We start from the raw sequence: 12,091 nt of genomic DNA, 5'->3' as shown, positions 1-12,091 counted from the left end.
TCTGTTGTCCGGTTCCTCCTTGGCTCGGAGCGGTGCCGTGCGTCAGGATCGTCGCCATGGACCTCCTGAACACGCTGGTGGACAAGGGGCTGCGGCGCGAGCTGCCGACCCGTGAAGAAGCGCTCGCCGTACTGGCGACCCCGGACGACGAACTGCTCGACGTGGTGGCCGCGGCCGGAAAGGTGCGCCGTCAGTGGTTCGGGCGGCGGGTGAAGCTGAACTATCTGGTCAATCTCAAGTCCGGGCTCTGCCCCGAGGACTGCTCGTACTGCTCCCAGCGGCTGGGATCCAAGGCCGAGATCCTGAAGTACACCTGGCTCAAGCCCGACGAGGCGTCGAAGGCAGCGGCGGCGGGAGTCGCCGGTGGCGCCAAGCGCGTCTGTCTGGTCGCGAGCGGCCGGGGGCCGACCGACCGGGACGTCGACCGGGTGTCGCAGACCATCGAGGCGATCAAGGAACAGAACGAGGGCGTCGAGGTGTGCGCGTGCCTCGGCCTGCTCTCCGACGGCCAGGCCGACCGGCTCCGGTCGGCGGGCGCCGACGCCTACAACCACAACCTCAACACGTCCGAGGGGACGTACGGGGAGATCACGACCACCCACACCTACGCCGACCGGGTGGAGACGGTCCACCAGGCGCAGGCCGCCGGGCTCTCCGCCTGTTCCGGGCTGATCGCGGGCATGGGAGAGAGCGACGCCGACCTGGTCGATGTGGTCTTCGCCCTGCGTGAGCTGGACCCGGACTCGGTGCCCGTCAACTTCCTGATCCCCTTCGAGGGCACCCCCCTCGCCAAGGAATGGAACCTGACGCCGCAGCGCTGTCTGCGCATCCTGGCCATGGTCCGGTTCGTATGCCCGGACGTCGAGGTACGGCTGGCGGGCGGCCGCGAAGTGCATCTGCGGTCGATGCAGCCGCTGGCCCTGCATCTGGTCAACTCGATCTTCCTGGGCGACTATCTGACCAGCGAGGGCCAGGCGGGCCAGACCGACCTCGACATGATCGCGGACGCCGGCTTCGAGGTCGAGGGTGCGGGTACGACGACGCTGCCCGGCCACCGGGTCGACGCGGGCGGCGGCTGCGGTTCGCACACGGGTGCGAGTGACGGCTGCGGTTCGCACGCGGGCGGCGGGTGTGCGCCCTGCGGCGACGGCCCGGAGAAGGAGGCGGCTCCCGCGGAACCCGTCCTCGCGGAAGCCGACGGGAACCTGGCGGCGCGCACGGACCTGGTGACGGTCCGCCGTCGTGGCGCGGGTACGGATCTCGCCCCCAATGCCTGAGCCGCTCTCCCCCGCCGGGCTCCGGGCGCTGGACCGGGCCCATGTCTGGCATCCGTACGGTCCCATGCCGGGCCGGCAGGAGCCGCTGGTCGTGGAGTCCGCGTCCGGTGTACGGCTCCGGCTGGCCGAACCGGCTCATGGGCAGCACGAGTTGGTCGACGGGATGTCGTCGTGGTGGTCGGCGGTGCACGGCTACAACCACCCGGTGCTGAACGAGGCGGCACGCGACCAGCTGGACCGGATGAGTCATGTGATGTTCGGCGGGCTCACCCACGAGCCCGCCGTGCGGCTGGCCGCCAGGCTGGTCGAGATCACGCCGGAACCGTTGCAGCACGTCTTCCTCGCCGACTCCGGCTCGGTGTCGGTCGAGGTGGCCGTGAAGATGTGCCTCCAGTACTGGCGTTCCGCCGGACGGCCGGCCAAGCAGCGCCTGCTGACCTGGCGCGGCGGGTACCACGGGGACACCTGGCAGCCGATGTCGGTGTGCGACCCCGAGGGCGGTATGCACGAGCTGTGGTCGGGGGCACTGCCCCGGCAGGTCTTCGCGGACGAGCCGCCGGCCGGTTTCGACGCGGAGCCGGACGCCGCGTACGCGACGCATCTGCGCGAGCTGATCGCACACCACGCCGATGAGCTCGCCGCGGTGATCGTGGAGCCCGTGGTGCAGGGGGCCGGCGGCATGCGCTTCCACTCCCCCGCGTACCTGCGCGTCCTGCGCGAGGCCTGCGACGCGCACGGCGTGCTGCTGGTGTTCGACGAGATCGCCACGGGCTTCGGCCGGACGGGCAGGCTGTTCGCAGCCGAGCACGCCGGGGTCTCGCCCGATGTGATGTGTGTGGGCAAGGCGCTGACCGGCGGCTACCTGACGATGGCGGCGACGCTGTGCACGACCGCGGTGGCCGAGGGCATCTCCCGCGGCGAGGTGCCCGTGCTCGCCCACGGGCCGACGTTCATGGGCAATCCGCTGGCCTCCGCGGTGGCCTGCGCCTCGATCGAACTGCTGCTCGGCCAGGACTGGGAGCAGGAGGTCAAGCGGATCGGGGCCGGTCTTCGGGACGGCCTTGCACCGGCCGGGGACCTGCCCGGAGTCCGCGAGGTACGGGTTCTGGGCGCGATCGGCGTCGTCCAGCTCGATCATGAGGTGGACATGGAGTCCGCGACCCGGGCGGCGGTACGCGAGGGCGTCTGGCTGCGGCCGTTCCGCGACCTCGTCTACACGATGCCGCCGTACGTCACCGGTGACGACGATGTGGCGCGGATCTGCCGCGCCGTGTGCGCTGCGGCGCGGGAGGGCTGAGATGAGCGTTCTGGTGGTGACCGGCACGGGTACCGAAATCGGCAAGACGATCGTGACCGCGGCGGTCGCGGCAGCCGCCGCGGGCCGTCGGGTGGCGGTGCTCAAGCCGGCCCAGACGGGCCTGGAACCGGGTGAGCCGGGTGATGCCGCCGAGGTGGCGCGCTTGGCGGGCGGTCATGTGACGGCGGTCGAACTGGCCCGGTTCCCCGAACCGTTGGCGCCGGCGACCGCCGCCCGCCGGGCCGGGATGACCCCGGTCCGCCCGTACGAGATCGCCGAGGCCGCCGGGAAGCTGGCGACGGAGCACGATCTGGTGCTGGTGGAGGGCGCGGGCGGCCTGCTCGTACGGTTCGACGACGACGGCGCGACCCTGGCGGACGCGGCGCGGCTGCTGGCGGCACCGGTCCTGGTGGTGGCGCCTGCGGGGCTCGGCACACTCAACTCCACGGCGCTGACCGCGGAGGCGCTCCGGGCCCGCGGGCTGGACTGTCTCGGCGTGGTGGTCGGCAGCATGCCCGCAGAGCCGGACCTGGCGGAGCGGTGCAACCTGTCGGACCTTCCGGTGGCGGCGGGCGCCCCGCTGCTGGGTGTGGTTCCGGCGGGCGCCGGATCGCTCAGCCCCGCGGACTTCCGTGCCCGCGCGGGGAGTTGGCTGGCCGCTCGACTGGGCGGGAGCCGGCCGCAGGACTGAAGGGTGTACGGCACAGGACGGGATGCGTCTCAGGAGGCAGAATCGAAGGAGCCGAACCTTTCCGGCCGAGCGGGCCCGCGGGACGTCCCCCGTCACCCGGCCCGCGCGGACCGGCCCCGTCGAGGAGGTCCGTCATGCGGTTGCGGAACACGAAGATCCCGAAGGACGCGGTGCACCACCCCGTCTTCGCCCGTTTCTATGCCCGGATGAGCGTGGCCGCGGAATCCGCGGCGGGCATGGCCGCAGTGCGGGCCGAGCTGCTGTCGGGACTGTCCGGGCGGGTCATCGAGATCGGAGCGGGCAACGGCCTGAACTTCGCCCACTACCCGCCCGCGGTGTCCGAGGTGGTCGCCATCGAACCGGAGCGCACACTGCGGCAGTTGGCGGTACGGTCCGCGCTGCGCGCCGGAATCCCGGTGGACGTCGTACCGGGTACGGCAGAGGCGCTCCCGGTGAAGAGCGAGGCGTTCGACGGAGCCGTCGCCTCCCTCGTACTGTGCACCGTGCGCAATGTGCAGCAGTCGCTGGCGGAGATCCGCCGGGTTCTGCGCCCGGGCGGTGAGCTGCGCTTCTTCGAGCATGTGCGGGCTGACGGCCGGGCCATGGCGGCCACCCAGCGCGCGCTGGACAGGACGTTCTGGCCGCTGGTGTCCGGGGGCTGTCACACCTCGCGCGACGCGCTCGCCGCAATCGAGGCGGCCGGGTTCGTGGTGGAGACGTACCGCAAGGTCAATATGCCGGAGGGCGGCATCAGGCTTCCCACGTCCTCGTGCGTGCTCGGCGTGGCCCGGCGGTCGGCGGTGGTGGACCGGGGGCCGCGGGGACTGCGCTCGCGCTTCTGACGGGTCACAGGCTCCACTGGCGCAGCTCGTCGGCAATGGCCCGGACGTCCGCCTTGCCCTCCTTGACCAGGAGGGCCAGATCGCGCACCTGTTCCGGCGAAGTGATGACCTTGAGCCCCGACGCGACGAGATAGCCGTAGGCGACGGCCGAGGCGAACATCGCGTTGGAGCGCTCCAGCGCGGGCACGTGCAGCAGGAGTTGAAGCAGCGCCGCGGCTCTGGAGTGGGGGTCGCCGTAGACCGGGCTGCCGAAGATCTCCGCCTCGTGCCGCGCGACCGCGGCGACCAGTGCGCCCCAGTCGGTGACCTGAGGGTCGCCGGGTGTCTTGTGTTCGGCGACCATGAGCAGCCAGGAAAGGTGGATCCGGAGGTTCAACGGGTGCCTTTGCGCTCCGAGCCGAACTCCTCGGCGAACACCGATTCGTACTGCTTCATGAAGTCGGCGGCGGCCTCGACGAAGGTGTGGCCGACCTCGCCCGCGTCCTGTTTGACGAGTTCCTCTATGTAGCGGTTCACGCTCATCCCCCTCTGGAGCGCGCGCTGCCGCGCGGCCTCGGCGGTGGCCTCGTCCACTCGAACGTTCAGCTGTGTCTTGGGCACTCCTTCACGCTAGCGCGGTATCGCTAGCACCGGCAAGAGGAACGGGTCGGGCGGAGCCCCGGGCGGTCTTCCGGAACCCGCCCCGCGGACCGCCCTCGGTCATCTCGCACCCCCGCCACCAGGCATATCTCCGCCGTCCGCCGGCCCGGGCGCGCGGGCGCCGTCACACGTACCGTCGAAGGATGAGCGACCGATACCCCACCCGGCCGCCCCCTTCTCCGAACAAGTGGTCATAATTCCTGGTCAGGAAGCCGAAGTCCGCGCAGTCGGCCACGTCCTGGCGGCGAACGCCCGTAAACGCCCGCGCATGCCTGCCAACCGACCAGATCTCGCGACGACTCATGGAGTGCACATTGAGTACGACGTTCCGTTCCCGTATCACCGCCCGGCTCGGGCGCACCTACCTGGCCAGGATCCAACGGCACGGAATCGGCTCCTCCACCATCAAGCTGCTGCCGGAGGAACTGCTCATGCTCCTGCGCCGCGACGGCCTCGATCCCGTGCGCCGGGTTGCCACGACCCGGGCGAGTGCCCCGGTGTCCAGGGTTTCGCTGCCCTTCGGCATGGACGCCTGGGTGGTCACCGGTTACGAGGAGTCGAAGGCGGTGCTCGGATCCGCCGAGGGCTTCAGCACTGACTTCGCCAACCTCGCGGGCAACGCCGGGATCGCCGCCGAGCAGAGCCCCGGCGGGCTCGGGTTCAGCGATCCGCCGGTGCACACGCGGCTGCGCCGCATTCTGACGCCGGAGTTCACCATGCGCCGGCTACGGCGTCTGGCACCCCGGATCGAAGCCATCGTCGAGGAACGTCTCGACGCGATGGAGGCCGCGCGCGGCCCGGTGGACCTGGTGCACGAGTTCGCGCTGCCCGTCCCCTCGCTCACCATCTGCGAACTGCTGGGCGTGCCGTACGCCGACCGGAACGACTTCCAGCAACTGGCCATGGACCGCTTCGATCTCTTCGGCGGGACGACCGCGCCCTTCGGCGCCATGTCCGCCTCACTGGACTACTTCAGGAACGTGGTCAAGGCGCAGCGGCAAAACCCGGGGGACGGGCTGCTAGGCATGATCGTGCGGGAGCACGGCGACAGCGTCGACGACGAGGAACTCGCGGGTCTCGCCGACGGGGTGCTCACCGGCGGCTTCGAGACGACGGCGAGCACGATCGCACTCGGTTCGCTGGTCCTGTTGCGGAACGAGGAGGTCCTCGACCGGCTGCGTACGGACGACACGATGACCGCACCGTTCGTCGAGGAGGTTCTGCGGTATCTCTCCGCGGTCCAGATGGCCTTTCCCAGGTTCGCCCGTGAGGACATCGAGATAGCCGGCGTGCTCATTCCGCGCGGCGACATGGTGCTCTGCTCCCTGAGCGGCGCCAATCGCGATCCGGCCTACGTCCTGGATGACGGGGGCTTCGACCCGCACCGCGTCACCCCGTCCGGCCATCTCGCCTTCGGCCACGGCATCCACCGCTGCATCGGGGCCGAGCTGGCGCGTATGGAGTTGCGCGTCGCCTACCCGGCGCTGGCCAGGCGGTTTCCCGGCATGCGGCTCGCCGTCCCGCCGCAGGAACTCGGCTTCCGGAAGCTGTCGATCGTCTACGGCATCGACTCGCTCCCGGTGCACCTGACCTGAGGCGAGTCGCTCGGCGTGCGCTGCGCCGGGGCGGGCTCCGTCGGTGCACCCGGGCGGGACGGACTCCGCCCGGTGTACGCGGGGGCGAGAAGGACTCCGCCCGGTGTACGCGACTCCGCCCGGTGTACGCGGGGGCGAGAGGGACTCCGCCGGGGCATCTACGAACGGAGTCGAAATTCGGTCGCCCGCCGGGATGACGCTCTGCTTGGCTCGCCCCATGAGCGATCTTCACATCCGCTGCGCCGGCCTCGACGACGTCGACGACGTACTGCGGTTCTGGCCCGAGGCCGCGGAGGGTACGAGCATCAGTGACGACCGCGACGGGGTGTCCCGGCTGGTCGTCCGGGACCCGGAAGCCCTGCTTCTGGCGGAACGGGACGGCCGGCTCGTGGGCACCGTCATCGCCGGCTTCGACGGCTGGCGGTGCCACCTCTACCGGCTGGCCGTGCATCCCGCGTTCCGTCGCCAGGGCATCGCCACGGCGTTGCTGGAAGCGGCGGACGCCCGTTTCGCCGCGCTCGGCGGCCGCCGGGCCGACGCCATGGTGCTGGAGGCCAACGAACGCGCGCAGCAGGCCTGGGCCGCCGCCGGCTACCACCGGGAGGACCACTGGCGCCGCTGGGTGAAGCCGCTCTGACAGCGGGCGCGGCGCGGAGCGTGAGATCCAGGACTGAGGACCGGGAGCTCGGGCGCCTCCCCGACCTCGCCACTTTGCCGACCCTTTACTATAGGTGTTCCCCTTCTCGATTCCTTCTGAAAGGTGTGAGCGTCCGCCCATGGGCGAGCCTCCCAGTAGCCGATATCGCCGAGACCGAGCGATCCTCCTTCCCCTGCCCGATCATGGGACGGAGGTGAACCGATGACAGAAGTGCTTCTGCTGCTCGTGGCCGTACTGCTCTCGCTTGCCTGCGGCGCCTTCGTCGCGGCGGAGTTCTCCCTGACCACGGTCGAGCGCGGCCAGCTCGAGCGGGCTGTCGAGCGGGAGGAACGCGGCGCCGCGAGCGCCATGAAGGCGGTACGCAGCCTCACATTCCAGCTCTCCGGGGCCCAGCTGGGCATCACCGTCACCAACCTGGTCGTCGGCATGCTCTCCGAGTCGTCCATCGCGAAACTGATCCGTGGACCGGTCGAGGCGGTCGGGCTGTCACCCGGCGTGGCGTCCTCGGTGGCCCTGGTGATCGGCACCGCCCTGTCCACCGTGTTCCTGATGGTGGTCGGCGAGCTCGTACCGAAGAACTGGGCCATCTCCTCGCCGCTCGCCGTGGCGAAGACGGTGGCCACGCCGCAGCGGGCCTTCACGGCACTGTTCCGGCCCTTCATCAGCCATCTCAACAACACGGCCAACCACATCGTGCGCCGCTTCGGGCTCGAACCGGCCGAGGAGCTGGCATCGGCCCGCAGCCCGCAGGAGCTGGTGGCCCTGGCCCGGCACTCCGCCAAGGCGGGCGCGCTGGAGGCCGACACGGCGGAACTGTTCGTCCGCACCCTCAACCTGGCGGAGCTGACCGCGGAGAACGTGATGACGCCGCGGGTACAGGTCACCGCGCTGGAGGTGCAGGCGACCGCAGAGGACGTCGCCAACGCCACGCGGGCCACCGGGCTGTCCCGGTTCCCCGTGTACCGGGGCAGTCTCGACACCGTCGTCGGCGTCGCCCACATCAAGGACGTGCTGGCGATCCCCGCCGAACAGCGCCCGCGCAAACGGGTCTCGGACATGCTGCGCGAGCCGCTGCTCGTGCCGGAGACGCTGACCGTGGACCGGCTGCTCGACCGCCTCTCCGGGAAGCTCGCGATGGCGGTCGTCATCGACGAGTACGGCGGCACGGCGGGTGTCGTGACACTGGAGGACATCGTCGAGGAGGTCGTCGGCGAGGTCCGGGACGAACACGACCCGCACGAGACACCGGATCTGGCACCGGCCGGCGAGGACGCCGACGGACGCACCCTGTGGTCGGCCGACGGCGCTGCCCGCACCGACCAGCTGGAGAGGATCGGACTGCGCGTGCCGGACGGACCGTACGAGACCCTCGCCGGACTGATGGCCACGGAGGTGGGCCGGATCCCGGCCGTGGGTGATTCGATCGAGCTGGCCGGCTGGCGCCTCGACGTGGTGGACGCCTCCGGGCGGCGCGCCGCCCGGGCGCTGCTGCACGCACCGCTGCCCGGTTCCGACGAGACGTCTGAGGATGAGCGATGACCGCCGTACAGCTCTTCATCGGTCTGCTGACCCTGGTCGTGAACGCCTTCTTCGTCGGTGCGGAGTTCGCGCTCATCTCCGTGCGGCGCAGCCAGATCGAACCGCAGGCCGAGGACGGGAACCGGCGGGCGCGCAGCGTCATCTGGGGTCTCGAACACGTCTCCGCACTGCTCGCGGCGGCTCAGCTGGGCATCACGCTGTGCACCCTCGTCCTGGGTATCGTCGCCGAACCCGCCATCGCCCATCTGCTGGAGCCCGTATTCGACGCCGTGGGGGTGCCGCACGGGCTGGTCCACCCGATCTCGTTCGTGATCGCGCTGTCGGTGGCGACCTACCTCCACATGCTGCTCGGCGAGATGGTGCCGAAGAACATCGCGCTGGCCGAGCCCGTGAGGACCGCGTTGCTGCTCGGGCCGCCGCTGGTCACCCTGGCCCGGGCGCTGCGTCCGGTGATCTTCGCGATCAACGCCTTCGCCAACGCGCTGCTGAAGCTGTTGAGGGTGGAGACGAAGGACGAGGTGTCCGCCACCTTCTCCGACGACGAGCTGGCCCGGCTCGTCAAGGACGCCGGCGACGCCGGTCTGGTCGACGACCGCGCGGCCGAGCGGCTGCACCATGCCCTGGAGCTGGGGCGCAGGCCGGTGCGTGATGTGGTGCTCCCGGTAGACCGGGTGATGTACACGCGGGTCGGGACGACGCCCGAGGAACTGGAGCGTCTCTCGTCCGAGACCGGATTCTCGCGGTTCCCTGTGATGGACAGCGAGCAGCGGATCCTGGGGTACCTGCACGTGAAGGACGCCCTGGACGTCACACCTCGCGACGTGCCCTTCCCGGTGACGGCGATGCGGCCGATCGCCCGGGTACGGGCGGCGACACCACTCGACGACGTGCTGACCGCTCTCCGGCGCAGCCGTACGCACCTGGCCGCGGTCCTCGACGAGGACGACCGGCTGGCCGGCATGGTGACGATGGAGGACGTGCTCCGCGAGCTGGTGGGCCGGCCCCAGCCGCGCTGAGCCGGACCCGGCAGGCCCGTTCCCGCACCCTCCCCGGGGCACGGGACCGGGCCTGCCCCCATGTCCGGGAACGGTCCGGGCGCCCCGCGATACGATCGCGGGGCCATGGAAATAAATGCCGAATACACCAGTCTCGTCGCGGTAGGCGATTCGTTCACCGAAGGCATGTCGGACCTGCTGCCCGATGGGTCGTACCGGGGCTGGGCCGACGTCCTCGCCACCCGGCTGGCCACCCGTACCCCCGGATTCCGGTACGCCAATCTCGCCGTACGCGGAAAGCTCATCGGCCAGATCGTGGACGAGCAGGTGGACGTGGCGGCGGCCATGCAGGCGGACGTCGTGACGCTGGTCGGCGGTCTCAACGACACCCTGCGGCCCAAGTGCGACATGGGCATGGTCCGTGGCCGGCTGGAGGAGGCCGTGGAGCGTCTCGCTCCCTCGTGCAAGAAGCTGGTCCTGATGCGCAGCCCCGGCCGCAACGGGCCGGTGATGGAACGCTTCCGGCCGCGCATGGAGGAGCTGTTCACCCTGGTCGACGACCTTGCCGCCCGGCATGGCGCGGAGGTCGCCGACCTGTACGGGGCACCGGTGCTGGGCGACCCCAGGATGTGGGACGTGGACCGGCTGCACCTCACCGCGGAGGGTCACCGCAGGGTGGCTGAGGCCGTCTGGCAGACGCTCGGGCTGCCGCCGGAGAACGACTGGCAGGCGCTCCCGCCCGCCGCGGCCCCACGACGCTGGTCCTCCCGGCGCGTGGACGACGTCCGCTTCGCCCGCCGGCACCTGCTCCCGTGGATAGGGCGGCGGCTGACCGGGCGCTCGTCGGGCGACGGACGTACGGGAGCACAGTTCAGCGCCGAGCTGGGGCGGGCCTTCTGGGTCACCCCCGTGAACGCCGGGACGCCGGGCCCCGTGGCCACGTGGCGACGGGTCGACGCGGGCGAGTAGCCGGCCCTCGGGGCACGGCTGGGTGCCCGCCCCCGCCACCGCTGCCGCCGCTTCCGCTCCGGCGCCCTCACTCGTAGCAACGCACAAACCGGGGGCGGCGCCGACCTGCACAAACCGCCAGTAGAATCTGCTCACGTGACTGCTGTGTCTGCGAAGCCTCGCATCCCCAATGTCCTGGCCGGCCGCTACGCCTCTACGGAGCTGGCTGTCCTCTGGTCCCCCGAGCAGAAGGTGAAGCTGGAACGTCAGCTGTGGCTGGCGGTGCTGCGCGCCCAGAAGGACCTCGGGATCGAGGTACCCGACGCGGCCCTCGCCGATTACGAGCGCGTCATCGATCAGGTCGACCTGGCCTCGATCGCGGAGCGCGAGAAGGTGACCCGGCACGACGTCAAGGCCCGCATCGAGGAGTTCAACGCCCTCGCCGGCCACGAGCAGGTCCACAAGGGAATGACCTCCCGCGACCTGACCGAGAACGTCGAGCAGCTCCAGATCCGGCTGTCGCTGGAGCTGATGCGCGATCGCACGGTGGCGGTCCTGGCCCGGCTCGGCAGGCTCTCTGGTGAGTACCGCGAACTGGTCATCGCGGGCCGGTCCCACAATGTCGCGGCGCAGGCCACGACGCTCGGCAAGCGCTTCGCTTCGGCGGCGGACGAGCTGCTGGTGGCCTACGGGCGGCTCGATGACCTGCTGGGCCGCTACCCGCTCCGCGGGATCAAGGGCCCCGTCGGCACCGCCCAGGACATGCTCGACCTGCTGGGCGGAGACGCCGGGAAGCTCGCTGAGCTGGAGCAGCGCATCGCCGGGCACCTCGGGTTCGCGCAGGCCTTCACTTCGGTCGGCCAGGTGTACCCCCGCTCGCTCGACTACGACGTGGTGACCGCGCTGGTCCAGCTGGCGGCGGCGCCTTCCTCGGTCGCGAAGACCATTCGGCTGATGGCGGGCCACGAGCTGGTGACCGAGGGATTCAAGCCCGGTCAGGTCGGCTCGTCCGCCATGCCGCACAAGATGAACACCCGCTCCTGCGAGCGCGTCAACGGCCTGATGGTCATCCTTCGGGGTTACGCGTCGATGACGGGTGAACTGGCGGGCGACCAGTGGAACGAGGGCGATGTGTCCTGCTCCGTGGTCCGCCGCGTAGCGCTGCCGGACGCCTTCTTCGCCTTCGACGGTCTGCTGGAGACCTTCCTCACGGTGCTCGACGAATTCGGCGCCTTCCCTGCCGTCGTCGCTCGCGAACTGGACCGCTACCTGCCCTTCCTCGCTACGACCAAGGTCCTCATGGGCGCGATTCGCGCCGGTGTCGGCCGTGAGGTCGCCCACGAGGCCATCAAGGAGAACGCGGTCGCGTCCGCTCTCGCCATGCGTGAGCAGGGCACGGAACGCAACGAGCTGCTGGACAAGCTGGCGGCGGACGAGCGCATCCCGCTCGACCGCGCGCAGCTGGATGAGCTCATGGCCGACAAGCTCTCCTTCACCGGTGCGGCGGGCGACCAGGTCACGTCCCTGATCGGCCGGATCGAGGAGATCACCAAGCAGTACCCGGAGGCGGCCGGTTACACGCCGGGCTCGATCCTCTGATGCGCCGAGCC

Annotated in this window: 12 protein-coding genes; 10 read left to right on the top strand and 2 right to left on the bottom strand. The window is 70.7% G+C overall.

The annotated features are described in order from the left end of the window. Positions 1 to 56 precede the first annotated feature (56 nt). The 4 genes from bioB (at position 57) to EAO72_RS00845 (ending at position 4,107) form a co-directional block, all read left to right on the top strand. The gene (gene bioB / locus EAO72_RS00860) at positions 57 to 1,277 is read left to right on the top strand and encodes a biotin synthase BioB (protein ID WP_148015239.1); all 1,221 of its coding nucleotides are present in this window, start codon (positions 57 to 59) and stop codon (positions 1,275 to 1,277) included. Continuing rightward, positions 1,270 to 2,574 carry an adenosylmethionine--8-amino-7-oxononanoate transaminase gene (locus EAO72_RS00855; protein WP_148015238.1) on the top strand — a complete coding sequence of 435 codons (1,305 nt, stop codon included), beginning with the start codon at positions 1,270 to 1,272 and terminating at the stop codon, positions 2,572 to 2,574. The genes bioB and EAO72_RS00855 overlap by 8 nt, the downstream gene beginning before the upstream one ends. 1 nt (position 2,575) lies before the next feature. After that, positions 2,576 to 3,265, top strand: a complete 690-nt coding sequence (gene bioD / locus EAO72_RS00850) for a dethiobiotin synthase (protein ID WP_148015237.1) — start codon at positions 2,576 to 2,578, stop codon at positions 3,263 to 3,265. A 134-nt stretch (positions 3,266 to 3,399) separates the two neighbouring features. Further along, positions 3,400 to 4,107 (top strand): class I SAM-dependent methyltransferase, encoded by a 708-nt coding sequence (locus EAO72_RS00845; RefSeq protein WP_148015236.1) that lies wholly within the window; start codon positions 3,400 to 3,402, stop codon positions 4,105 to 4,107. A gap of 4 nt (positions 4,108 to 4,111) precedes the next feature. Here EAO72_RS00845 and EAO72_RS00840 read toward each other — a convergent pair whose 3' ends face one another. Continuing rightward, complete coding sequence (locus EAO72_RS00840; RefSeq protein WP_148015235.1) at positions 4,112 to 4,483, bottom strand: fic family toxin-antitoxin system, toxin component; 372 nt, start codon at positions 4,481 to 4,483, stop codon at positions 4,112 to 4,114. Further along, positions 4,480 to 4,707: an antitoxin gene (locus EAO72_RS00835; RefSeq protein WP_148015234.1), complete on the bottom strand. Its 228-nt coding sequence runs from the start codon at positions 4,705 to 4,707 to the stop codon at positions 4,480 to 4,482. The genes EAO72_RS00840 and EAO72_RS00835 overlap by 4 nt, the downstream gene beginning before the upstream one ends. 353 nt (positions 4,708 to 5,060) lie before the next feature. On the opposite strand from EAO72_RS00835, the gene EAO72_RS00830 reads away from it, so the two are divergent. The 6 genes from EAO72_RS00830 (at position 5,061) to purB (ending at position 12,080) form a co-directional block, all read left to right on the top strand. Beyond that, positions 5,061 to 6,341, top strand: a complete 1,281-nt coding sequence (locus tag EAO72_RS00830) for a cytochrome P450 (protein ID WP_261991256.1) — start codon at positions 5,061 to 5,063, stop codon at positions 6,339 to 6,341. Between the two features lie 217 nt (positions 6,342 to 6,558). Then, positions 6,559 to 6,978, top strand: coding sequence for a GNAT family N-acetyltransferase (locus tag EAO72_RS00825; RefSeq protein ID WP_148015232.1), 420 nt, complete (start codon positions 6,559 to 6,561; stop codon positions 6,976 to 6,978). Positions 6,979 to 7,200: 222 nt separating this feature from the next. Then, a complete protein-coding gene (locus EAO72_RS00820) occupies positions 7,201 to 8,538 on the top strand; it encodes a hemolysin family protein (RefSeq protein WP_148015231.1) in 1,338 nt (445 codons plus the stop codon). Then, positions 8,535 to 9,554, top strand: coding sequence for a hemolysin family protein (locus EAO72_RS00815; RefSeq protein WP_148015230.1), 1,020 nt, complete (start codon positions 8,535 to 8,537; stop codon positions 9,552 to 9,554). The genes EAO72_RS00820 and EAO72_RS00815 overlap by 4 nt, the downstream gene beginning before the upstream one ends. Before the next feature lie 105 nt (positions 9,555 to 9,659). Beyond that, positions 9,660 to 10,502 (top strand): SGNH/GDSL hydrolase family protein, encoded by an 843-nt coding sequence (locus EAO72_RS00810; RefSeq protein ID WP_148015229.1) that lies wholly within the window; start codon positions 9,660 to 9,662, stop codon positions 10,500 to 10,502. Positions 10,503 to 10,637: 135 nt separating this feature from the next. Continuing rightward, positions 10,638 to 12,080 (top strand): adenylosuccinate lyase, encoded by a 1,443-nt coding sequence (purB, locus tag EAO72_RS00805; RefSeq protein ID WP_148015228.1) that lies wholly within the window; start codon positions 10,638 to 10,640, stop codon positions 12,078 to 12,080. The last annotated feature ends 11 nt before the right edge of the window (positions 12,081 to 12,091 follow it).

Origin of the sequence: Streptomyces sp. OR43, from assembly GCF_008042275.1 — a bacterium.
In the GTDB taxonomy this organism is placed as follows: domain Bacteria; phylum Actinomycetota; class Actinomycetes; order Streptomycetales; family Streptomycetaceae; genus Streptomyces.
Note: the sequence above shows the minus strand (reverse complement) of the source record. Positions and strands in the feature narration are given on the sequence as shown.

Excerpts from the sequence above, each read along its gene's own strand:
- bioB (WP_148015239.1), top strand. The coding sequence starts at position 57 with ATGGACCTCCTGAACACGCTGGTGGACAAGGGGCTGCGGCGCGAGCTG.
- EAO72_RS00855 (WP_148015238.1), top strand. The coding sequence starts at position 1,270 with ATGCCTGAGCCGCTCTCCCCCGCCGGGCTCCGGGCGCTGGACCGGGCC.
- bioD (WP_148015237.1), top strand. The coding sequence starts at position 2,576 with ATGAGCGTTCTGGTGGTGACCGGCACGGGTACCGAAATCGGCAAGACG.
- EAO72_RS00845 (WP_148015236.1), top strand. The coding sequence starts at position 3,400 with ATGCGGTTGCGGAACACGAAGATCCCGAAGGACGCGGTGCACCACCCC.
- EAO72_RS00825 (WP_148015232.1), top strand. The coding sequence starts at position 6,559 with ATGAGCGATCTTCACATCCGCTGCGCCGGCCTCGACGACGTCGACGAC.
- EAO72_RS00820 (WP_148015231.1), top strand. The coding sequence starts at position 7,201 with ATGACAGAAGTGCTTCTGCTGCTCGTGGCCGTACTGCTCTCGCTTGCC.
- EAO72_RS00815 (WP_148015230.1), top strand. The coding sequence starts at position 8,535 with ATGACCGCCGTACAGCTCTTCATCGGTCTGCTGACCCTGGTCGTGAAC.
- EAO72_RS00810 (WP_148015229.1), top strand. The coding sequence starts at position 9,660 with ATGGAAATAAATGCCGAATACACCAGTCTCGTCGCGGTAGGCGATTCG.